Annotated in this window: 21 protein-coding genes and 1 pseudogene; 21 read left to right on the forward strand and 1 reads right to left on the reverse strand. The window is 46.3% G+C overall.

What is annotated here, in order from left to right:
* Positions 1-8 precede the first annotated feature (8 nt).
* The 5 genes from HP401_RS01570 (at position 9) to HP401_RS01590 (ending at position 7037) form a co-directional block, all read left to right on the forward strand.
* A complete protein-coding gene (locus HP401_RS01570) occupies positions 9-1346 on the forward strand; it encodes a dihydrolipoamide acetyltransferase family protein (RefSeq protein ID WP_217365897.1) in 1338 nt (445 codons plus the stop codon).
* Positions 1347-1586: 240 nt separating this feature from the next.
* Complete coding sequence (locus HP401_RS01575; protein ID WP_173603834.1) at positions 1587-3734, forward strand: copper amine oxidase N-terminal domain-containing protein; 2148 nt, start codon at positions 1587-1589, stop codon at positions 3732-3734.
* Positions 3735-4063: 329 nt separating this feature from the next.
* Positions 4064-4480: a methylmalonyl-CoA epimerase gene (gene mce / locus HP401_RS01580; RefSeq protein ID WP_012686066.1), complete on the forward strand. Its 417-nt coding sequence runs from the start codon at positions 4064-4066 to the stop codon at positions 4478-4480.
* Positions 4481-4571: 91 nt separating this feature from the next.
* Positions 4572-5693 (forward strand): M20/M25/M40 family metallo-hydrolase, encoded by a 1122-nt coding sequence (locus HP401_RS01585; protein ID WP_173603835.1) that lies wholly within the window; start codon positions 4572-4574, stop codon positions 5691-5693.
* A gap of 144 nt (positions 5694-5837) precedes the next feature.
* A complete protein-coding gene (locus HP401_RS01590) occupies positions 5838-7037 on the forward strand; it encodes a DUF3866 family protein (RefSeq protein WP_173603836.1) in 1200 nt (399 codons plus the stop codon).
* Here HP401_RS01590 and mciZ read toward each other — a convergent pair.
* Positions 7036-7092: pseudogene (gene mciZ, locus HP401_RS35675) on the reverse strand (Z-ring formation inhibitor MciZ); the annotation flags it as partial. The gene HP401_RS01590 and the pseudogene mciZ sit on opposite strands and share 2 nt — an antisense overlap.
* 105 nt (positions 7093-7197) lie before the next feature.
* On the opposite strand from mciZ, the gene HP401_RS01595 reads away from it, so the two are divergent.
* From HP401_RS01595 to HP401_RS01670, 16 genes are all read left to right on the forward strand, one after another.
* Entirely contained in the window at positions 7198-7755 is a 558-nt protein-coding gene (locus tag HP401_RS01595) for an NUDIX domain-containing protein (protein WP_012686069.1), read from the forward strand.
* 4 nt (positions 7756-7759) lie between these two features.
* Entirely contained in the window at positions 7760-8932 is a 1173-nt protein-coding gene (locus tag HP401_RS01600) for an endonuclease Q family protein (RefSeq protein ID WP_173603950.1), read from the forward strand.
* Between the two features lie 67 nt (positions 8933-8999).
* The gene (gene spoIIM, locus HP401_RS01605; protein WP_016739960.1) at positions 9000-9626 is read left to right on the forward strand and encodes a stage II sporulation protein M; all 627 of its coding nucleotides are present in this window, start codon (positions 9000-9002) and stop codon (positions 9624-9626) included.
* Positions 9627-9720: 94 nt separating this feature from the next.
* Entirely contained in the window at positions 9721-10185 is a 465-nt protein-coding gene (gene fur / locus HP401_RS01610) for a ferric iron uptake transcriptional regulator (protein ID WP_007720739.1), read from the forward strand.
* 156 nt (positions 10186-10341) lie between these two features.
* Positions 10342-10581 carry a YqzK family protein gene (locus HP401_RS01615; RefSeq protein ID WP_012686072.1) on the forward strand — a complete coding sequence of 80 codons (240 nt, stop codon included), beginning with the start codon at positions 10342-10344 and terminating at the stop codon, positions 10579-10581.
* A 94-nt stretch (positions 10582-10675) separates the two neighbouring features.
* Complete coding sequence (xerD, locus tag HP401_RS01620; RefSeq protein WP_012686073.1) at positions 10676-11563, forward strand: site-specific tyrosine recombinase XerD; 888 nt, start codon at positions 10676-10678, stop codon at positions 11561-11563.
* A 119-nt stretch (positions 11564-11682) separates the two neighbouring features.
* A complete protein-coding gene (gene deoB, locus HP401_RS01625) occupies positions 11683-12855 on the forward strand; it encodes a phosphopentomutase (RefSeq protein ID WP_173603837.1) in 1173 nt (390 codons plus the stop codon).
* Positions 12856-12915: 60 nt separating this feature from the next.
* A complete protein-coding gene (locus tag HP401_RS01630; RefSeq protein WP_173603838.1) occupies positions 12916-13725 on the forward strand; it encodes a purine-nucleoside phosphorylase in 810 nt (269 codons plus the stop codon).
* Positions 13726-13749: 24 nt separating this feature from the next.
* Positions 13750-15057, forward strand: coding sequence for a pyrimidine-nucleoside phosphorylase (locus tag HP401_RS01635; RefSeq protein WP_173603839.1), 1308 nt, complete (start codon positions 13750-13752; stop codon positions 15055-15057).
* A 330-nt stretch (positions 15058-15387) separates the two neighbouring features.
* Positions 15388-15858 (forward strand): Lrp/AsnC family transcriptional regulator, encoded by a 471-nt coding sequence (locus HP401_RS01640; RefSeq protein WP_012686077.1) that lies wholly within the window; start codon positions 15388-15390, stop codon positions 15856-15858.
* 115 nt (positions 15859-15973) lie between these two features.
* Complete coding sequence (locus tag HP401_RS01645) at positions 15974-17623, forward strand: peptide ABC transporter substrate-binding protein (RefSeq protein ID WP_173603840.1); 1650 nt, start codon at positions 15974-15976, stop codon at positions 17621-17623.
* A 249-nt stretch (positions 17624-17872) separates the two neighbouring features.
* The gene (locus HP401_RS01650) at positions 17873-18805 is read left to right on the forward strand and encodes an ABC transporter permease (protein ID WP_016739967.1); all 933 of its coding nucleotides are present in this window, start codon (positions 17873-17875) and stop codon (positions 18803-18805) included.
* A 6-nt stretch (positions 18806-18811) separates the two neighbouring features.
* Complete coding sequence (locus tag HP401_RS01655; protein ID WP_016739968.1) at positions 18812-19729, forward strand: ABC transporter permease; 918 nt, start codon at positions 18812-18814, stop codon at positions 19727-19729.
* 14 nt (positions 19730-19743) lie between these two features.
* Positions 19744-20733, forward strand: coding sequence for an ABC transporter ATP-binding protein (locus HP401_RS01660; protein WP_012686081.1), 990 nt, complete (start codon positions 19744-19746; stop codon positions 20731-20733).
* A gap of 14 nt (positions 20734-20747) precedes the next feature.
* Positions 20748-21707: an ABC transporter ATP-binding protein gene (locus tag HP401_RS01665; RefSeq protein WP_064199932.1), complete on the forward strand. Its 960-nt coding sequence runs from the start codon at positions 20748-20750 to the stop codon at positions 21705-21707.
* A gap of 179 nt (positions 21708-21886) precedes the next feature.
* A complete protein-coding gene (locus HP401_RS01670; RefSeq protein WP_173603841.1) occupies positions 21887-23959 on the forward strand; it encodes a methyl-accepting chemotaxis protein in 2073 nt (690 codons plus the stop codon).
* The last annotated feature ends 96 nt before the right edge of the window (positions 23960-24055 follow it).

A 24055-nucleotide genomic window follows, 5' to 3' on the forward strand; every position in this document is an offset into this window, starting at 1 on the left:
CAAGGATCATGGCAACGAAAGTACTAATGCCCCAGCTCGGAGAGAGCGTGACCGAGGGCACCATCAGCAAATGGCTGGTCAATGTAGGCGACACAGTCAAGAAATACGATTCACTGGCTGAAGTAACGACGGATAAAGTAAACGCAGAGGTTCCTTCTACCGTTTCAGGACGCGTTACGGAGATCGTCGTGCCAGAAGGCGAGACAGTCGCTGTCGGCACATTGATCCTCTATATAGAAGAAAGTGGTGCAGAAGGTGGAACTGCAGCGCCTGCTAGCACGACGGAAACTCCGGCTCCACAAACGCCTGCAACCGAGCAGCCAAAGGCAGCTACACCGGCTGTATCCATTCAACAAGCACCAGTCGTCGATGGGCCAAAACAACGTTATTCACCTGCTGTTGTCATGCTCTCACAGCAACATGGCATTGATTTGTCCCGTGTTGTAGGGACTGGAGCAGGCGGTCGCATTACCCGCAAAGATGTCCAAGCGATTATCGACGCGGGCGGCCAAAAGCCAGCTGAGACAGTAAAAGAAACAGTCGCGCAGGCTCCCGTAGCGGCGGTCGAACAAGCTACTGTCGTTTCAACACCTGCACCGGTAGCACCAGCTACGACTCCTGCTGTTTCCGTAGATATTCCGGTTGCAAGTGGTGATCAAGTTGTACCTGTAACGTCGATTCGTCGTACGATTGCAAACCGGATGGTACAGAGCAAGCATGAAGCTCCACACGCTTGGACGATGGTCGAAGTAGATGTGACCAATCTCGTTAACTTCCGTAATCAGGCAAAAGGCGAATTTGCGAAAAAAGAAGGCCTCAACCTCACGTTCCTACCGTTCTTTATCAAAGCGGTTGTAGAAGCGTTGAAAGAGTTCCCGATGATCAATTCCACATGGGCTCATGACAAAATCATTGTGAAAAAGGACATCAACATCTCCATCGCAGTAGCTACGGAAGAGGCTCTCTATGTTCCTGTCATCAAGCATGCTGACCAAAAATCAATTCTTGGCATTGCGAAGGCAGTCGATGATCTGGCAGCACGCACCCGTGCGGGGAAATTGACGATGGATGACATGGCAGGCGGGACCTTTACGGTTAACAACACAGGCTCCTTTGGCTCTGTGTTGTCCCAGCCGATTATCAATGCTCCGCAAGCTGCGATTCTAAGTGTCGAATCCATTGTGAAACGCCCTGTCGTCATTAACGACATGATCGCAGTGCGTTCTATGGTTAATCTGTGCATGTCCTTGGATCACCGCGTGCTGGATGGTCTGGTTTGCGGGCGATTCCTGCAGAGTGTGAAACAAAAGCTTGAGAATGTAGGACCGGATACCAAGCTGTACTAGAGTGTCGAAAAACCAGGTCAAGCAAAGACCTGGTTTTTTTGATAAAAGAATCACCAAAAAAATTTTCCAAATGGATCACTTCGTATGTAACTTTTTCCGAGTCATCTTCGTCTTAACAATTGGAGCCAGGAAGTCTCATAAATGACATAGAAATGATTCCCACCTGATAGCATTTGTGGTAGACTGGTAGCGTCATGCTAGAGGGTTTTCCAGATTAACGGTAATTATGGGAGGAAAAACATGGAGAAAAGTAAAAAAGCACTACCAATAGTGCTGGCATCAGCGCTGGCCGCTACACCTTTTGTTGCAGTACCGCAAGCATATGCTATTGAAAAATTGGATGTATCAGCTGACAACGATGGTGCCGGTAAAGAAAGTGACTATGATATTAAATTCACGCTTGAAGAAGACTTGTCGAGTGGAGATACCATCACGGTTGAGTTCGACGATGATTTCGATGTGGATAAAAAGATCAGTAAGAAAGATATTTCCGGAATCGATGTCAAAAAAGTTGAAGTCGATGACAATGAAGTGATTATCACGGTGGATGAGGATTTTGATGAAGGAGATAAAATCTCATTTACCATTAAAAGCGGGATCACCAATCCTGATGATAAAGGTACATATGATGTAAAAGTAGAAACAGAAAATGAAAGCTCTGACACAGACGAAGTTGAGATCAAAAAAAGCAGCTCCAGCAGCAGTAGCAAGTCCAAAAACGATTACAGCGTAACGCTGAGCAGCAAAGCAGCAGGCGATAAAGTAAGCCTCAAGCTCGGCAAAATTTCTCTGAAGGGTAACGATGAGCTGGAGACGAACTCCACCATTACCGTCACTTTCCCAGAGAAAGGCATGCTGCCTTCGAGCATTGATGAAGACGATGTAAAGGTAAACGGTACGAAAGCGAAATCCGTTAGTGTTAGCGGTAGCTCGGTAGATATCAAGATTCCGAGTGGAGCAGACTCAGATGATTACATTACGTTGGAATTTGACAAAGCTGCTGGCATTGAGAATCCAAGTTCCGGTGACAAATATGTTATCAAAGTGAAATACGATGGTACGACATATGAGTCAGATACATTCGAAATTACGAAAAACGGCTCCAGCTCAAACGCTTCCGACAGCTTTACGGTTAATTTGTCTGATCCAGGAGTAGGAGCTCGCACTAGCTACACGTTTGATGCTGACTTCGGCAGCAAAGAGTTGAAAGAAGATGGAGAACTGGTTCTTGAGTTCCCGTCGTCTGATATGGTACCGGGCATTTTGACAGCATCCGACTTCTTGATCAACGGGAAAGCAGCGAGGAAAGCAACTGCAGTCGGAAACAGAGTCGCCTTGGTTGCACCAACAGGCTTCAAAGCGACTAGCAAAGTGAAGGTTGAAGTGACTTACGGAGCGTGGATTTCGAATCCAAAAACGGCTGGTAGCTACACGTTGAAGGCTACTGTTTCCGGAAGAACTTTGGAATCCAAATCCTTCAGCATCGGTGGCTCTTCGGTGACCCCGACGCCAACCAATCCGACGCCTACTAACCCAACAACACCAGTACCTACACCAAATACTGGTATTAACAATAGCACCGCAACCATCGCATTGACACAAAATGCACTTGGCAAGCAGACGGGTGTGAATGTAGCAATCAAAGGAATGGGTGTTGGTCTGCAAAAGCAGCGTGATTTCATCGAGATCGTATTCCCAGTGGGCTACAAGGTACCGGCTTATATCGCGCCAGCTAACATCTCTGTGAATGGTGTAGGTTCGAATTTTGTTGCCGTTCGTGGACAAAACGTTCTGATTTATCCGTCTCAGGATATTCCTGCGGCAACTGTCGCTAATATTGCGATCAATCCAGCAGCGAACATCGTAAACCCTGCTGTGAAAAACACATATAGCATTAGCGTATTTACGTCCGAAGAAAGAGGCTTGTTGTTTTCTCGTATTGTTGGTGTAGGAATGCCTACCCCGGCTCAAACAAAGCCTGTAACGCCTACACCACAACAGCCGCAACAACCGTCGACAGCAATTCCAGCGAACTCGGCTTCCTTTAAAGTAAATACAGCAAGCTTCACCCTGCACGGCAAAACGTATCCTCTCTCTGTAGCTCCTTACATTGAAGGAAATACGACCATGGTTCCAGCTCAATTCTTTAAAGAAGCTCTGGCACTGACTACGCAATGGAACAATTCAAGCGTTGCTGTTATCAGTGGAACCAAAGTCGTGAAGTTTACAGTTGGGTCGAAAACAGCAAAAGTAGGGAAAACAGACATTCAACTGCCAACACCTGTTGTCCTCAAAAACGGTATGCCAATGATTCCAATCCGTACCGTTACTGATAATCTTGGTTACAAAGTCGGCTGGGCTGCTCCAAGCGTATACGTATACAAATAAAAACAAGCTGGGATAAACGAAAAACCCCTTTCCGCTTTTCGGTCGGAAAGGGGTTTTTACTTGTTGATCATCCCTCGTTTATTGAAAGTAAAAAAACGTGGGAACGATGAGTGAGAGTATTAGAATGCCGATCAGGATTTTGGCAAAGAGCGATTGGTGTCTCATTCTAATCAAACCTCCTTTCAATGTAGAGGAAATTATCAGGTGATTCTGTAAGTGGCTGTGCTAGAATGAAGAAAAGGATATCATTGGCTTTCTTTTTTTGCCTATGCTGAAATTGTACCGAATTGCAGCCAATGAGACAACCACTTACAAAAGGATGATGATTCATGAGCGCACCGAAAAAAATTGCCCATATTGGCATTGCGGTAAAAAGCTTGGATAAGACGCTTCCCTTTTATACCGAGCAATTGGGATTGGAGTTGGTTGGAACCGAAATCGTAGAGAGCGAACAAGTACAGGTGGCATTTTTAAAGATCGGTGAAAGTCATATTGAATTACTAGAGCCGTTGAGTGATGAGAGTCCGATAGCAAAATTTATGGAAAAGCGCGGCGAAGGCATCCATCACATTGCTTTTGATGTAGATGACGTTACGGCTCGTTTAGCCACATTAAAAGAGCAAGGTGTACCCCTTATTCACGAGATCCCCAAAGCGGGTGCGCATGATGCGTTGATTGGATTTTTGCATCCGAAGGCAGCAAATGGCGTTTTGTATGAGCTGTGCCAATATCCGAAAGAATCATAGGCGTTTACGTAGTAGAAAAAAATTTTTTGCGGTATACTGGAACTTGTGAATATGTACCAAAATCGGGCAGTACAATCAGGAGGTAACGAGTGTGAGTACGATCAACCAAGAGCGTTTGTTAAATGAATTTTTGGAGCTCGTCCAGATTGACAGTGAAACGAAGAACGAAGCAGAGATCAACAAGGTTCTCAAAAAAAAGCTGATTGAGATGGGCTTTACCGTAGAAGAGGATGACGCAGCAGCGAAAACCGGACATGGTGCCAACAATCTGATCGCAACGTTGGAGGGAACTGGAAAAGGTCCAACCATCCTGTTTAGCAGCCATATGGATACGGTCGTACCAGGAAACGGAATCAAGCCTCAAATTCGCGATGGCTACATTTATTCTGATGGAACAACGATCCTCGGTGCAGATGACAAAGCAGGAATCGCGGCGATCTTTGAAGGTATTCGCAGCTTGAAAGAGCAAAACCTGCCACATCCAACGATCCAAGTTGTATTGACTGTGGGAGAAGAGTCCGGACTTGTTGGCTCCCGCGCAATGGATTCCAGCCTGCTGAAGGCAGAAATGGGCTTCATCCTCGATTCAGAAGGTCCAGTCGGAAAAATTACAGTAGCTGGTGCTGGTCAATACCGCATCGTAACCAAAATCCACGGCAAAGCAGCGCATGCAGGTGTGAATCCAGAGGATGGCATCAGTGCTATAACGGTTGCTAGTAAAGCTATTTCCCGTATGCCGTTGGGCCGTATCGATGCAGACACAACAGCAAACATCGGTCGCTTTGAAGGTGGAAAAGCGTACAATATCGTAACGGATTATGTGGAAATTTGGTCCGAGGCTCGCAGCTTGGTAATGGACAAGTTGGAAGCGCAAGTGAAGAAAATGACAACAGCATTTGAAGAAGTGGCAGCTGAGATGGGTGCGACTTGCGAAAATGAGGTTATTTTTATGTACCACGGCTACAAATTCAACGAAGAAACGCCAGTTGTACAAAAAGCGATTGCGGCGGTTAAACGTGTAGACCGCAATCCTGAGCTGGTTGCAAGCGGTGGCGGAAGCGACGGTAACGTATTTAACGGCTACAACGTGCCAAGCGTAAACTTTGCCATTGGCTATGAAGAAATCCATACAAAAAACGAGCGCATGCCAATCGCTGAATTGAACAAAGCGGCTGAGCTGGTGCTTGCTGTTATTGCAGAAGTACAAGAGTAACCAAAAGAGGTCGGAATCTCCTTGCGAGGGGTTCCGGCCTTTTTGTTCGTTCGTTTACTTGTTTGCATGATTGAGACAACCACTGTTCATCATAGACTGAATAGAAAGCTCGGGGACGAGTCAGGAATGAAAGGGGGAGGCTGAGTGCTCCGTTTGGTGGTAGGGACGGTCCAAAAAGTTCTGGAAAAGCAAAAAGGGATGCAGCTACTCGAAGTTCGGATAGAATCGGTTGCGGGATTCAAAATGGAGAGAGTGCTGTCTTTTTTGCAGGAGGATTATAAAAGTGGCGATTTACTTTTGATTAATATAACCGCTGTTCGCCTTGAATTGGGGACAGGCGGTTATCACTTTGTAGTAGGAAAGGTCACACAACCAGAGGAAACGGATGTCCTTCCGAATGAGTGGGGGCATGTCATGAAAATGCGCTATTCGCCATGGCAGCTTGCGGTTGATTCGGTAGAAGAACAGGCCAGTCCTTACCACCATTTGTTTCTGCAAGAAGACTTATCCTTGGAAGGTACCCCTGTTTTGATCAGCGAGCTGCACAGTCTTCTACCGGTTGCTGTCCTTGCCCTGCGTAAAAAAAATCCAAATGCCCGTATCGTATATGTGATGCCGGACGGCGCATCTTTGCCGATTGCCTTGAGCCAGCACGTCCATCTATTAAAAGCAATCGGGGGCTTGGATGCGACAGTGACGACTGGTCATGCGTGGGGCGGAGATCGTGAGTCTTTGACGATTCATAGTGGCTTATTGGCAGCACGCCATGTAGAGCATGCCGATATCATTATTTGTATGCTGGGACCTGGGGTAGCAGGTACGGGTACATCTTATGGCTTCTCGGGAATTCAGTTAGCTGAGGTCATTCATGCCGTATCCACTCTTGGAGGAATACCCTTTTTTATTCCCAGAATCAGCTTTGGGGACCAACGTGCCAGACATTACGGTGTCAGTCACCATACCGTATCGATCGTAAACAGATTTGCTCTTTGCCCTGCTCTGGTTACAATCCCGATTTTCGGGGATGAAAGAGATGAAATCCTTTCGCGGCAAATGAAGACAATAGAAGTTGGGGAGAAGCACATTTTCATCAAGGGAAAAGTCCCAGACCTGTCAGAACTGGCATCACTGGAAAAGGGGTATGGCTTGTCCTTTTCTACAATGGGGCGAAATTGGCAAGAGGACCCTGCGCCTTTTCAAACGGCATGGATGGCAGCCGATTTTGTAGGAAACAGTCTGGGCTATATCGTCCAAACCGTTAACGACGTCCCGCATTTGCCCGTCTCAGCAAGTACTCTTGAAGGGTTGCGTCTTTATTTGACCAGGAACGAAGCGCAGCCTTGATCTCCCAAGCTTTCCCTACCATACGCAATTGCTTTTCGCTAACATATGTTTTCATTCATGATCTCCTCCGATACAATAAGGTGGACAAGCTCTATGCTCCCAACTTATGGAGGGAATCGACGATTTAGAACGACTTCACGAAAAAAGGATGATGACGACCGTGAGTAAATATGATCACTTATATGAAAAAACCATTTCGAGTCAACCGATTTATGACGGAAGAATTATCAAGGTCAAGGTAGATGAGGTACTTCTGCCAAATGGCAACACAGCGAAGCGAGAAATCGTGAATCACCAAGGAGCGGTTGCTGTATTGCCGATAACAGATGATAACAAAATGGTTGTGGTTCGACAGTTCCGCAAGCCATTGGAGCGTACGATTGTAGAAATCCCAGCGGGAAAACTGGAGCCAGGGGAAGAGCCGCTCGCATGTGCAATTCGCGAGCTGGAGGAAGAGACAGGCTACGTTGCGAGTCAGTACACACCGCTTAGCTCTTTTTACACATCGCCAGGCTTCGCGGATGAAATATTGCATGTTTTTGTGGCTACTGGTTTGAAAAAAGGAGAAAGCAAGCCGGACGAGGATGAGTTCGTTGATGTGCTGGAAGTGACACTGGAGGAAGCACATGCTCTGCATCAAAGTGGAGAAATTCGAGATGCCAAGACAGTAGTGGCATTGTTTGCATGGGAAAACAAAATGCTGCGTGAGCGTCGCTAGTACCATGCTTACCTCGTATTTTTGTGACATGCATATTCACATCGGTGGTACGTGGACGGGTAAACCTGTGAAAATAACGGCTTCTCGCCAAATGACTCTCACCAAAATTTTGGAGGAGGCCTCAGATAAAAAAGGGATGGATGTCATCGGAATTATCGATGCACATTCGCCGGAGGTTCAGGATGAGCTGGTAGATCTGTTGGAAAAGGGATTAGCGACTGAACAGGAGGATGGAGGAATTTCCTACAAAGATACGTTGTTAATCTTGGGGTGCGAAGTAGAAATCAAAGAGCCAGGACGTGGTGCAGCTCATTTTCTCGTTTATTTGCCGAAGCTGCAAGAAATGAAGCAATTTACCGCATGGCTGTCTGAACACTGCAAAAATGTGCAATTAAGCTCTCAGCGTATTTACACCTCACTAAGGGAATTGCAAGCCTGTGTCCACCAATTGCAGGGCCTTATGATCCCGGCCCATATTTTTACGCCACATAAAGGGATGTACGGAAGTTGTACAGATTCGATGGCCGAAGTGCTTGATCCTTCGCTTGTGTATGCGGTTGAGCTCGGATTGAGCGCCAATACTACTATGGCGGACCGCATATCCGAGCTCCATGACAAAACCTTTCTCACAAACTCAGATGCCCATTCTCTGGCGAAGATAGGCCGGGAATATCAAGCGATGCATATGCAAGAGCGGTCCTTCGTAGAGTGGGTGAAAGCGATTAAGCGCAACGGTGGAAGAGGGGTTCATGTGAATTATGGTCTGCATCCCGAGCTTGGAAAGTATCATCAAACGGCTTGCCAAGGGTGCCAGTCCTTACTCGCGGCGGATGCCTCAGGCAAATGTCCGGAATGCGGCTTTCAACGAATTGTGCGAGGGGTTGCAGCGCGCATTGATCAGCTGGCGGATGTAGAGGTTGGCCAGCATCCGACGTTCCGTCCTCCTTATATCGAGCAAATCCCGTTGGAATTCATTCCGGGAGTTGGTCCGAAATTATTGGATAAGCTGTATCGGTCGTTTGGTACACAGATGAACGTGCTGCATCGTGCGACTGAAGAAGAGCTCACCCATGTGGTCGGCGAGAAAATCGCTTCACTTATCGTACAAGCACGAGAGGGAAAGCTCTCCATTCAAAAGGGCGGCGCCGGTACTTACGGAAAGATCGTCCCGATGTAGGTTGTCATAGGGTGGAACTCGTCCGCATAAGCTGTACAGTAATCAGCCAAGCGGGAGGCGACGAAGCGTGCGTTCACGAGTCGGACAAACTATCCAATCCTATGCGAGAGAGCATCAGTCACTCTACTGGTTCACGATCGTCCTGTTTACGATGGGCATTATTTTCGGAGCCGTCCTCGTCAATTCATTGCCATTATCACAGAAGCAGGAGCTGTACGGTTTTCTGCAATATTTTTTCAACAGTCTTGGCAGTGATGGCATCCCTGAGACCAGTGCCCATTTTCAGCAGGCGTTTGGTCATTATGCCAAAACCATAGCGATCATGTGGGTGCTGGGATTATCCATTATTGGGTTGCCTATGATTTTGTTGATGCTCTTCTTAAAAGGAGTCGTGGTTGGTTTCACTGTTGGTTTTTTGGTGAGTCAGCTCCAATGGCAAGGGGTAACATTTGCCATGGTGGGTGTTCTCCCGCAAAATTTATTAGTCGTCCCTGCCCTTTTTATTGTAGGTGTCAGCGGAATTTCGTTCTCGCTTCGACTCATACGGACGAGAGTGCTAAGTAAAAGGGATGTTATCATGCCGCATTTTATGGGCTATACCGTTCTTGTTCTTAGCATGCTGGCGGTATTGACGATTGCAGCCTTGTTTGAAACCTTCATCTCCCCAAGGCTGATGCAGCTCGTACTTAATTAAGAATAATTCTCAGGTAAGAACTTATGCATTTGACTTATTCGATGCCCCTCTACTATAATAGGAACAGGTTTCATGCGAGCGGGGAGGGGCATTAATGTTGGAAGAAAAATTAGAGAAAATTAAGCAGCAGTTGCATTCACAAAACTACAAGCTGACACCACAGCGTGAAGCCACTGTTCGCGTGTTGTTGGAGAATGAAGAAGATCATTTGAGTGCGGAAGATGTTTACTTGCTGGTGAAGGATAAAGCACCGGAAATCGGGCTTGCAACCGTATACAGGACATTAGAGCTGTTGAGCGAACTGAAGATCCTTCATAAAATGAATTTTGGCGATGGCGTAGCTCGTTACGATCTTCGTGATGATAATGCTGCCTATCACCATCATCACCTCATTTGCCTTAATTGCGGTACGGTGGATGAAATTTTTGAAGATCTGCTTGTCACAGCAGAAGAAAAAGTCAAGAATGTTTACAACTTTTATATTACCGACCACCGATTGACCTTCTACGGGATCTGCAATCGTTGTGTAGATAAAGTGAACGTGGAGGACTTCAAATAAAGTCGACTTCTCTGGGAACGGAGAAGTTTTTCTTTTTTCCTTGGGAGCTTTTGTAATGGCAGACCTATTCCTGTGGAATCCTAAGAGAGGATCGATTCGAATGGAGTAGGGGACAAGTGCATATAAATGAAAGAAAGTCTGTAAGGAGGCTTACGGATGAAGGTCTCTTATCGCCGCTTGATGGAGGGGCTTCGTTTTTTGCTTCTATTCATTACCTGTACCTTGCTCTCCTATGGCATCATTACGTTGCTAGCAGACAAATTTCTCCCGGCAAACCCATATCATGAACCGCATGGTAACGCGGTGAAGGTAGTAAAAGTGATCAATACCTCTCAGACACAGGATTTTGACGGATATGTTGCACGACTACAGCTCTTTTTTTTAACGGGAGAGTAATGCAGGTTTGAGTTTTTTATCTGGAGAAGCAGGAGTTTCTTTTTCTTTGTGGAAAGCAATACAAGATACTTATCAGCTAGAAGGGGACAGCTTCATGGACAGTCTGATTGATCAGTTTATTCATTTCCTGACTGTGGAGAAAGGGTTATCGAGAAATACCCTGGAATCCTATCAACGGGATATGGTGGCCTTTACCTCGTATTTACAAGAGCAAGGTGTCACTCGCGTAGAGGATTCTACTCGGACGCACATCATTGGGTACTTACTTGTTTTACGGGAAAAAGGACGTGCTACAGCAACGCTTTCTCGCAACATGGCATCGATACGGGCGTTTTATCAGTTTCTCATTCGGGATAAATACATAGACAAAGACCCATCCATCCATCTGGAAACACCGAAGATCGAGAAACGCTTGCCGAAAGTGCTCTCTGTTGAGGAAGTGGAACGTCTTTTGGAAAGTCCTCCTGTCAATCATCCTGCCGGGCTGCGGGACAAGGCAATGCTTGAGCTCTTATATGCGACAGGCATTCGTGTCTCGGAGTTAGTCAATCTGGATAGTGCTGATGTGAATCTGGATATGGGCTTTGTCAAATGCTTGGGAAAAGGCTCAAAAGAGCGAATCATTCCGTTAGGCTCAGTTGCCATTCAAATGGTTCGCCACTATTTGCAGGCAGGGCGCCCCAAGATGGTAAAAGGAACTGGCGATACTGCATTATTTCTGAATCACTTGGGCAAACAAATTACGCGGCAAGGTTTTTGGAAAATTATTAAGCGATATGCCCAAAAATCAAACATCCGTGCTGAGATTACACCCCATACGCTTCGCCACTCTTTTGCCACTCATTTATTGGAAAATGGAGCCGATTTGCGCTCTGTTCAAGAGATGCTTGGGCATGCTGATATTTCAACCACCCAGATTTACACACATGTAACCAGAACGCGGATTAAGGATATCTATGCCAAGACACATCCGCGAGCATGAGTATGAAAAAACGATCGACTCCGCCTGATTGTCGGGCGGAGAAAAATTTTCTGAATCAGGTCAGACGTCTGACGACTTGATGATAGAAAATGAATGACTGGTAAACAGGAGGCGTTAAGATGCAATATTCTCGAGTTTTTCTGATCGTCATGGACAGCGTAGGGATTGGCGAACAACCTGATGCCCCTAAGTTCAATGATGCAGGAGCGAATACCTTAGGTCATATTGCGGAACGAGTGGCAGGATTTTCATTGCCCAACCTGGAAAAATTGGGTTTGGGAAATATAGCACCACTACAAAACGTTGAACCAGTAGCAGCTCCTATGGCCCATTATGGGAAAATGCAGGAAATCTCCATGGGGAAAGATACGACGACGGGTCACTGGGAAATCATGGGACTGCATGTGTCTACTCCGTTTAACACGTATCCAGACGGATTTCCCCAAGAGTTGATCTCGGAATTTGAGCAGCGTATCGGTCGCAAGGTGCTCGGGAACAAAGTCGCTTCTGGAACAGACATTCTCGACGAGCTTGGCGAAGAGCATATGAAAACGGGTGCAGTGATTGTCTATACATCTGCGGATAGTGTATTCCAGGTGGCAGCACACGAAGAGATCGTTCCGCTTGAAGAGCTGTACCATATTTGCGAGGTAGCCCGTGAGTTGACGCTTCGTGATGAATTCGCAGTTACTCGTGTGATCGCGCGTCCATTTGTTGGGCAGCCAGGCAATTTTAGCCGCACAGCAAATCGTCATGATTATTCCGTGAAACCATTTGCTCCGACAGTCATGAATCGTCTGCAAGATGCTGGTCTTGCTTCTATTGCCATTGGCAAAATCAGCGACATCTACGCAGAAGAGGGTGTTACCCAATCTATCCGTACCAAAGATAATATGGATGGTGTAGATCAAATTTTGGGCACGATGAAACAATCGTTTACGGGCCTTTCCTTTGTCAATCTCGTGGACTTCGATGCGAAGTTCGGTCATCGCCGTGATCCAGAAGGGTATGGTCATGCATTAATGGAGTTCGACGCTCGTATTCCAGAGCTTTTGGAAGCGCTACAAGAAAATGATTTGCTGGTAATCACGGCAGACCATGGTAACGATCCTGTACATCATGGCAGCGACCATACCAGAGAATACGTTCCGTTGCTTGCTTATCACAAGGGTATTCAAGCTGGACAACATTTGGGTATCCGCGAGACATTTGCGGACTTGGGTGCGACCATCGCAGACAATTTTGGAGTAACTGCTCCCGTGATTGGGAAGAGCTTCCTGAATCGTTTATAAAGGTAAAGTAAAAATAAACATTTATATAATAGAAGAAACACAAAAAAGGAGAGAGTTAAATTGGCAAATTTCCATGACGCAGTAGCATATATCGAACCGAAATTGACAGAAAAACCAACCATTGGTCTCGTACTCGGATCAGGGCTTGGTGTATTGGCAGATGAAATCGAAAATCCAGTGATCATTCCTTATCATGAAATCCCTGGCTTCACTGTGTCCACGGTTGTCGGCCACAAAGGACAACTCGTGATTGGTAAGCTGCAAGGCAAACAAGTCGTTGCCATGCAAGGTCGTTTCCACTTTTATGAGGGGCACGGACTGGATGCTGTTGTTTTCCCAATCCGTGTCATGAAGCTGCTTGGCGTAGAGATTATTATGGTGACCAATGCGGCTGGCGGAATTAACGAAGGCTACAATCCAGGCGACCTCATGCTGATTTCGGATCACATCAACATGACGTTCCGCAATCCGTTGATCGGTGCAAATGATGAACAACTGGGAGCGCGTTTCCCGGATATGTCTGAGGCTTATTCCAAACAGCTCCGCAAGCTCGCTCATGAAGTTGCGTCTGAACAAGGAATACAGCTTCGTGAAGGTGTATACGCAGGTCTGCTAGGCCCTTCCTACGAAACTCCTGCGGAAATCCGTATGCTTCGTCTGTTGGGCGGGGATGCTGTAGGGATGTCAACTGTACCAGAAGTAATCGTGGCACGACACATGGGTGTGAAGGTGCTCGGTATTTCGTGCATTAGCAACATGGCAGCAGGGATTTTGGAACAGCCTCTGTCCCATGATGAAGTTATGGAAACAACAGAGAAGGTAAAATCTCAATTCTTGGCTCTGGTCAACGGTATCGTAGCCAAATTGTAAGTAACGGATTCGGAGGGATTAACAATGCGTATGGTCGATATGATCGCCAAAAAACGTGATGGCGGAGAACTGACAACAGAAGAGATTCAATTTCTGGTGACAGGCTATACAGATGGAAGTATTCCCGACTACCAAATGTCTGCATGGGCAATGGCAGTCTTTTTCCGTGGCATGACGGCGAGAGAGACGGGAGATCTAACCTTGGCAATGGCAGGGTCAGGCGAACAGCTTGACCTGTCTTCTCTGCAAGGAATTAAGGTAGACAAGCATAGTACAGGCGGAGTAGGGGACAAAACTACTCTTGTTGTTGCGCCACTGGTAGCGGCAGCGGGTATTCCTGTGGCAAAAATGTCTGGAAGAGGCCTTGGATACTCAGGAGGCACCATCGACAAGCTGGAGTCCTTCGCAGGTTTTGAAGTAGAGCGCACACGCGAGCAATTTTTGCAGCAGGTGCGTGATATTGGCGTGTCCGTAATTGGACAGTCTGGCAATCTGACACCTGCCGATAAGAAGCTGTATGCTCTACGTGACGTGACAGCTACTGTAGAGGCTGTGCCGTTGATTGCAAGCTCCATTATGTCCAAGAAGATTGCGGCTGGAGCAGATGCCATCCTGCTTGACGTAAAAGTAGGGAAGGGCGCTTTCATGAAAAGCATTGAAGAGGCAGAAACGTTAGCAAATGCGATGGTTGCAATCGGCAGCCAAGTAGGACGTAAAACGGTGGCGGTTATCAGCGATATGAACCAGCCGCTTGGCTTTGCTGTGGGCAATGCACTGGAAGTGAAAGAAGCGGTGGAGACACTTGCAGGTAGAGGTCCACGCGATTTGACCGAGCTAGTGTTGTCTATTGGTTCCCGTATGCTTGTAATGGGGGGCCTCGTTGGTGATGTGGAAGAAGGACGCAAGAAGCTCGAAGACCTGATGGCTTCCGGAAAGGCAGTAGATAAACTGGCGGAAATGGTAGAAGCTCAAGGCGGCAATAAGCAGGACGTCTATGATTTGTCTCGTCTGCCTCAAGCAAAGATCATTCATACCGTTACAGCCGAACAGGACGGCTTTGTAAGTGCGATTGATGCGGAAGCGATCGGTCATGCTTCTGTTGTCCTGGGGGCTGGCAGATTGACAAAAGAAATGCCAATTGACTTGGCAGTAGGTCTCGTTCTGCACAAAAAACGTGGGGATCAGGTGAAGGCTGGAGAAGTTTTGGTCACCATCCATGCCAACGAAGACCAACTTCTGAAAAATGCGTTGAAAGAAATGGAAGGTGCCTTCCAGATTTCGACGGCAATCGACGGAGAACGACCGTTGATCTATAAAATTATCGAAGCATAGATTGTAGGATGTTAGTTGATCAATCAAATAAAACAAGGCGTGCACAGCACATGAGCACGCCTTGTTTTATGAGTAAAAATACAGTTTCTCGAAAAAATATTGTTGATTAAATCTAGTTTTTCATATTCAATAGTAAGATGTAAGTCGTTTTTTTATTATATAAAAAATATTTTACTGTTCGGATTGACTTTATAAAGTTTTATTATTCTACTTGTCAAATTTCGTTGACACCGCTATCATTTCCGATTACTTTTATTGTATTAGACTGTTTGTAAAAGATTGTTGCGAAATTCGTAAAAAAATGATGGAGGTTCCCAGAAAATCGTATTTATGAAAAAGCTGGACCATGTCGACAGACAGATTCTGCAAATTCTCCATGAAGATGGGCGTATCCCATATACAGAAATCGCCCATCAGCTAGGCGTAAGTGAAGGAACGATTCGATCACGTATCACTCGCCTTTTACAAGACGGAGTCTTCCAATTCGTAATACAACCCGATCCAGAGAAATTAGGATTACATGTGCAGGCTATCATCGGGTTAACCACAAAGTTAGGTTTGCAGAAAGAAGTGGCAGAAAAATTAAGCAAATTTTCTGCAGTACGCTTTGTAGGCGCTTATAGCGGTAAGCACGACTTGATTATCCAAGCGTGTTTCCATAGTAATGATGAGCTGATCACCTTTGTCAATGAACGACTCTCTCAAATTGAAGGAATTGCAGCTGCGGATGTTTCACTGGAACTGAAGCAGTACAAAGACACCTTCTCTTTCGTTCAAGACGACGAGGTGACCCTGCAATGAAAGGGGTTGATGCCTTCCAGCCGAAGTCAAGCAGCTTCGTATAGTTTTCGTTTTTTTTTCGTCCTTTATTTTCAGAAAAAAGACAAAAAAGAAAAACGTACTGGGGGTTATTGCGTTGAAAAAGAATGTGTTTGCACTTGTGAGCTCGATTGCTGTATTAGGAACCGCCCTGGCAGGGTGCGGAGGAGGACAACAAACTGCCGCTCCACCGGCAGGAGGTACACCAGCACCTTCACAGCCTGCAACACCAGCTGCTGAGAAGAAGCCACAAGTTTTAAAGATGAACCTGCACTCGGAGCCACCTACAACTGATCCAGGGCTCGCAGAGGACACGACTTCAGGCGCGATTATCTTGGCAACCTTTGATGGCTTGACCCGCATTGGAACCGATGACAAGCCGCATGAAGCTGCTGCTGAGAGCTATACCGTCTCTGATGATAAGCTCACTTACACATTTAAAATCAGAGAAGCGAAATGGAGCAATGGTGATCCTGTAACAGCACATGACTTTGAGTATGCTTGGAAGCGTGCTCTCGATCCAAAAACAGCTTCCAACTACGCATATCAGCTGTACTACGTGAAGAATGGCGAAAAAGCAAATAAGGGCGAAGCAAAGCTTGATGAAGTAGGCGTGAAGGCACTTGACGATAAAACGCTGGAAGTTAAGCTGGAGAATCCGACTCCATACTTCCTGGAATTACTCGCATTCCGTACTTACTTCCCAGTTAACAAAAAAGTACTGGATGCAAATCCGAAGTGGGCAGGCGAAGCAAGCTCGCACGTCGGTAACGGTCCTTTCAAAATCGAATCTTGGGAGCACAAGAGCAAGATGGTGCTCGTGAAGAACGAAAATTACTGGGATAAAGACAATGTAAAGCTCGAAAAAATCGAATTCTCCATGGTAGAAGACGAAAATACAGAGCTCTCCATGTTCGAAAATGGCGAAATCGATTGGGCTGGCGCACCGATGAGTGCTTTGCCAACAGATGCGATTTCAGCATTGAAAGAGCAAGGCAAGATTCAAACCAATCCAATCGCGGGTACGTATTGGTACAAGTTCAATACCGAAAAGCCGCCATTTAATAACATTAAAGTAAGAAAAGCATTTGCCTACTCGATCGATCGACAAGCCTTGATCGACAACATTCTCCAAACGGGTCAAATCCCGGCAACAGGCGCTGTACCTCCATCCATGGTACTGAATCCAAATGGCTATTTCAAAGACAAGGATCTAGAAAATGCGAAAAAGCTTTTGGAAGAGGGACTGAAAGAGGTTGGCATGAGCAAGTTGCCAGCGATTACCTTATCCTACAATACATCTGAGGCTCACAAGAAGATTGCTGAGGCCATCCAAGACCAATGGAAGAAAAATCTCGGCGTAGATGTGAAACTCGAGAATAAAGAATGGAAGGTTTACCTGGAAGATATGCATGAGGGTAACTTCCAGATTGGACGGATGGGCTGGCTGGGTGACTTCAATGACCCAATCAACTTCTTGGAACTCTTCAAGGATAAAATGGGTGGAAACAACGATACACGTTGGGAAAATGCAAAATATAAAGAGTTGTTGAACCAATCCGCTAAGGAATCCGACCTCGAGAAACGTAAGAAAATTTTGGCAGATGCGGAGCAGATTCTGATGGATGAAATGCCAATCATGCCAATTTACTGGTACACACAATCTTGGGTACAGAAACCAGAGGTCAAAGGTGTTCACCAAACGGGCCTAGGTGATGTGGATTGGAAAGGCGCGTACATCGAGTAATTTCATAACGAAGGAAACGGGATTTGCAGCAGAGGGTATGTGGTTGCACATATGCCCTCTGCTATGCAAGCCCTTCCCATAAATACCAGCTGGCATGATTGCCAGCAAAGAGAAAATAGAGAGAGAAGCTTTATTGCAAGAGATCTAAGGGTTATTTACACAGCCGATTTTTACACTGTGTCGGCAGCGTTCCGCAGTGTAAAGATGGGACGTGAAAGCAATCAAAAATCTACCAAGGGGGTAAGTTAGTTGATCCGTTATCTCGGTAAGCGCATCATTTTTATGCTCATCTCGCTCTTCTTAATTGTAACGGCCACCTTCTTCATCATGAAAGCAGTACCAGGTGGTCCATTTACATCCGAGAAGCAGGTCCCGCCGGAAATTAAGGCAGCACTAGAGGCAAAGTACAAGCTGAACCTGCCGTTGCATGAACAATACTTTGAATATTTAAAAGGTGTAGTAACTTGGGATCTCGGTCCGTCGTTTACGGAGAAATCTTCGAATGTTAACGACATGATTAATCGTGGTTTCCCTGTTTCTGCTCACTTGGGAGCACAAGCTTTATTGCTCGCTATCTTTGGTGGAATTACGTTAGGGGTTATCGCAGCACTAAACCATAATAGATGGCAAGACTATTCTGCAATGGTTATCGCTGTTTTGGGATTATCGGTACCAAGCTTTATTTTGGCGTCCTTTTACCAATACATTTTCGCTATTCAATTGGGCTGGTTTCCAATCGCGAAATGGGAAGGATTCGAGTACACCATCCTTCCTTCATTGGCACTCGCCGCATCACCGATGGCATTTATCGCGCGTTTGACGCGTTCCAATATGATTGAAGTTATGGGTCAAGATTACATCAAAACTGCAAAAGCAAAAGGATTGCACACTGTTGCCATTACAGTAAAACACGCAATTCGTAATGCGCTCTTGCCAGTTGTTACTTACCTGGGTCCACTGATTGCCGGTATTTTGACAGGTGCATTCGTTATTGAACGTATTTTCGGTGTTCCTGGTCTTGGTCGCGAATTCGTATTGTCCATTACAAACCGCGACTATACGGTAATCATGGGTACGACCGTGTTCTACTCTATTATCCTGGTTGTGATGATTCTGATTGTTGACATCGCATACACCTTGGTAGACCCACGGATCAAACTTTCGGACGCAGGAAAGGAGTAATGACACGTGCAAAACTTGACAAAAGAACATTTTGAGCCAATTTCCGTTGACCTTCGTCAAGCAGAATCAATCAAGCGCCCTAGTCTCTCTTTCTGGTCTGACGTTTGGCGCCGTATGAGAATGAATAAAGTTGCAATGGCTTCCATGATCTTTATTATTGCCTTGATCGTATGTGCCATTGTGGTTCCGTGGCTTACTCCACAAGATTATTTTACGACCGATTTGGCTGGGAAGAACAAGAAGCCATCTGCTGAACACTGGTTTGGTTCAGATGACTTGGGTCGTGACGTATTTGAGCGAATCTGGTACGGTGCACGTATCTCTCTGCAAGTAGGTCTTGCCGCAGCGTTTATCGATCTGATCATTGGTGTGATCTGGGGCGGTATCGCAGGTTTCTATGGTGGCAGAGTCGATGAAATGATGATGCGTATCGCGGATATCCTGTTTGCGATTCCTTACCTGCTGGTTGTTATTTTGTTGATGGTTGTGTTAGAGCCTGGTGTCGGAACGATTATTATTGCTTTAACGATAACGGGATGGATCGGTATGGCCCGGATTGTGCGTGGTCAGATCCTTCAATTGAAAAACCAAGAGTTTGTACTGGCAGCGCGCTCCCTTGGTGCTGACGCTAACCGTCTGATCTTCAAACACTTGATTCCTAATGCTTTGGGTCCAATCATCGTAACATTGAGCTTGACTGTACCTTCCGCGATTTTCGCAGAATCCTTCTTGTCCTTTATCGGGTTAGGGGTTTCGGCTCCGATTGCATCGTGGGGAACGATGTCCAATGAGGGCTTGCCGGCCATGAAGTACTATCCATGGCGTCTGACATTCCCGGCAATCTTTATTTCATTGACCATCTTGGCATTTAACTTGTTCGGTGACGGTCTGCGCGATGCAGTAGACCCACGCCTGCGTAAATAGGAGGGATAGTCGTTATGGAACGCATTCTTGATGTAAAAGACCTGCACGTATCCTTCCATACGTATGCAGGTGAAGTAAAAGCAGTCCGCGGTGTGAATTTTCACGTCAACCGCGGAGAGGCTGTAGCGATTGTAGGGGAGTCCGGTTGCGGTAAATCCGTAACCGCTCAAACCCTCATGAAGCTGATTCCTATGCCTCCAGGTGAAATTAAAAAGGGACAAATTCTCTTCAATGGCGAGGATATCGTCAAGAAGTCGAAAAAAGAGATGGAATCGATCCGCGGTAAAGATATCGGGATGATTTTCCAAGATCCAATGACTTCCTTGAACCCAACGATGACCATCGGTAGCCAAATTACCGAGGGTTTGATCAAGCACCAAAACATGTCGAAAGCTGCAGCACGTGATCGTGCTATTGAGCTGTTGACTATGGTTGGTATTCCGCAACCTGAGAAACGTGTGGAGCAATATCCACACGAGTTCTCTGGCGGTATGCGTCAACGTGCGATGATCGCGATTGCTCTCGCTTGTTCACCGAAGCTGTTGATCGCAGATGAACCGACGACAGCTTTGGACGTAACGATTCAGGCGCAAATTTTGGACCTGATGAAAGAATTGCAAAAGAAAACAGGCACTTCCATTATCTTGATCACGCATGACCTTGGTGTTGTTGCCGAGATGTGTGACCGCGTAATCGTTATGTACGCAGGAAAAGTGATCGAGACTGGAACCGTTGACGATATTTTCTATAATCCGCAACACCCTTACACCAAAGGCTTGCTTCGCTCGGTACCACGTCTTGACTTGAACCGTGACGAGCCACTGACACCGATTTTTGGTACGCCGCCAGACCTTCTGCGTCCGCCAGTTGGCTGTGGATTCACTGCGCGTTGCGAATCAGCGATGCGTGTGTGCCAAGAGATCGATCCTGAGCTGAACGACATCAGCACTACTCAGCGAGCAGCTTGTTGGCTTCAACATCCGCTTGCTCAGAACCGTGCGTAGAAGGAGGGATATCAGTGGATAAACGTGAAAATTTGATTGAAGTACGCAATCTAAAAAAATTCTTTTCCATTGGCGATAACACGCTGAAAGCTGTGAATGATATCTCGTTTGAAATCAAACGTGGAGAAACACTGGGCGTAGTAGGAGAGTCAGGCTGTGGAAAGTCCACTGCTGGTCGCACCATCTTGAGACTGTATGATGCGACTGAAGGGGACGTCCTGTTTGAAGGAAAGAGCATCATGAATTTGAACCAGCAGGAAATGAAGGCGATGCGCCGCAACATGCAAATGATTTTCCAAGACCCTTACGCTTCGTTGAATCCGCGTATGACAGTCGGGGATATCATTGGCGAGGCACTGGATATTCATGGCCTTGCATCTGGTCAAAAGCGCAAAGAGCGCATTCAGGAGCTCCTTTCCTTGGTGAGCTTGAATCCTGAGCATATGAACCGCTTCCCACACGAGTTTTCAGGTGGTCAGCGCCAACGTATCGGAATTGCCCGTGCATTGGCAGTAGAGCCAAAATTCATCGTGTGTGACGAGCCAATCTCTGCTTTGGACGTATCCGTACAAGCACAGGTTGTAAACCTGCTCGAACAGCTGCAAGAAAAAATGGGCTTGACCTACATGTTTATTGCGCATGACTTGTCCATGGTAAAATACATTTCCGACCGTGTAGCGGTTATGTATCTGGGGAAAATGGTTGAGCTGGCAGAAAGTGATGCTTTGTATGAAAAGCCACTCCATCCGTATACGCAAGCGCTGTTGTCTGCGATTCCGATCCCGGATCCAGAAATTGAGCGTAACCGTGAGCGAATTGTACTGCAAGGCGATGTACCTAGCCCAATGAACCCACCAAGTGGTTGTCATTTCCGTACGCGTTGCCCGAAAGCAATGCCGGAATGCGCTGCATCCGTACCTGTGTGGAAAGAAGTAGAGCCAGGACATTTCGCTGCTTGTCATTTGTATAACTAAATCAATTACAAATAGCGAGTTCCGAGGCTACTCGTGCAGCCCGGAACTCGTTTCCCTTCATAAGGGAGGTTTTACCTCTGAAAAAAATGGGTATTGTACCCAGAGGCAGTTTTTTCAGGGGTATTTTTTCGGAGTTCTTGCACTGGAAAATCGTAGCAGTGATAAAGGGGGCAAGTAGCATGAGCAAATTTTTGTCGCCACGATGGAAAAAGAAGGAGGGAATATCCAATCTCTTAAAAAAAGTGAACCTGACTAGCCAAGTAGCATCGGAAAAGCTAAAAGGCTCACTTGCCACAAAGATGATTGTGTTTGGTCTAATTCTTGTACTTATTATTATCGGTTCTTTGCAATACATAGCCCTTTCCTTTTCGAAATCAACATTGTTTAGCATAACCTCTAACCAAGCGAAAATGCTGGCTGACCAGCATGCAAATAGCATGGAAGATGACTTGAAAGCGATTGTGAACTCGACCAAATCGGCAGCATCCAAACGTGTGATGATGACAGAGCTGCAACCGCTTATCATGGAGCAATTTACCCTATTGCGTCAGGCGCATAAAGAAGTATCCAGAATCTATCTGATCGACACTTCTACTGGGAAATCCCTATATTCCTTGACCGGAACAAATGAGATTGACTTTAAGCAAAAGCAATACTTCCAAAGAGCGCTAACCACGAAATCTTTGGTCGTTTCTGATGAAGAAATCGTTGAAGGTAGCAACAAGAGTTTTCTTTATATTGCGACACCCATTGGGGAAAAGGCCGATGATACAAGCCGGTTGTTCGTTGTTGGCTTTACGATTGATCAAATGATTCAAAAGATTCCTGAGATCTCTTTCATGGAGAATGGCTACGCATTTGTCGTTCGCCAAGATGGTTTGGTTGTGGCCCATCAAAATCCGAACAACAACAACAAGCTCGTGCTGGCTGGGGACAAAGATTATGAAAAGATGCTGGCCCTGATGAAGCAGGAGACAAGTAACAGCTTATTGTACTCGGACCATGGAATTGATTCATTTGCTGCTTTTGCACCGATTCCCTTGTTGAAATGGAATGTCGTTTTGTCTACGGGAACTGACGAGGTGTATGGTGAAGTAGACGGAATGTGGCTGTATTTCGTACTCTTCAGCTTGCCGATCATCGGACTCTCGGTTTGGGCGATCTGGTGGTTTGCGAAACGGATTCGATTATCTCTGTTTGCGATCGCGCAGGATATGGATCAAATCGGCGCGGGACATTTTAATATCAACGTAAAAGTAAACGGAAATGACGAGCTGGCTATGGTTGGCCGCAAAATGAATGACATGGCAGCTGAACTCCGAAAGCTGATTGCCCTTGTACAAGGACAAGCGACTCAACTGAACGTAGCGACAGATGAGCTGACTCTATTTGCGCAAGAAAACAAGGGAGCCATTAACGTCATCACGGATAATATTTCGACGATTGCCCAACGCGTCTCTACACAGACGAATGAAGTGCAAGCAACGGCTAATACCGTCTCGGAAATATCGGAAGGTGTTGAGCAGGTTGCTGTGGCTGCCGAATCTACATCGGTTGCCACGACTCGTACGTTTGAGAGAGCGCAAGGCGGTATGGAGTTAGTCGAGAACGTAATCAATACGGTAAGACGTGCCACTAGTGAGGTAGAGCGTACTGCTGGGCAAATGCACAGTCTTCGTGAGCGGGCTCGTGAAATTACGAGCATCGTTGAAATGATTACGAGTATTGCATCACAGACGAATTTGTTGGCGCTGAATGCAGCTATTGAGGCTGCGCGTGCTGGAGATGCTGGACGAGGCTTCTCAGTTGTAGCCAGCGAGGTTCGCAAGCTCGCAGAGGAAAGCAGCTCCTTCTCTGAGCGTATCGCTGCCATTGCCCATTCGATCAATGATGAGGCAATGGATATGAGCAAGCATATGGACGAGATCGTTACCATGGTGAGTGGAGGCTTGCAGTCAGTAGAGTCTGTGGGTACCGCTTTCCATAATATCGTGGCAGAGATTCAATCGGCTGCCGAGCAAAGCGAATCGATGACGGCGACCTCGGAAGAGATGGCGGCTGGTAATCAGGTAGTGACGAACTCCATGCAACGTCTTGCCACCATGTCGGATGAAATTAGTGAATCCATTTCAGGTGTGGTAGAGACTGTGGATGAACAATTGAATTCAATTGCACGCATTAATGAAAACGTAGAGCAATTGAAAAAAATGGCGGATGAGCTAACCCAAAATGTGAGCCGATTCGTCATTTAAGAAAGTGTCCCTTCTGCTAGTAGCGGAAGGGATTTTTTCGCTTTCGAGAAGATAATCTTGCCGTTTTTGTGTGAATATTTTCCTTTCCTGATGGTG

It is taken from the genome of Brevibacillus sp. HB2.2 (assembly GCF_013284275.1).
GTDB classification, from domain to species: domain Bacteria; phylum Bacillota; class Bacilli; order Brevibacillales; family Brevibacillaceae; genus Brevibacillus; species Brevibacillus brevis_D.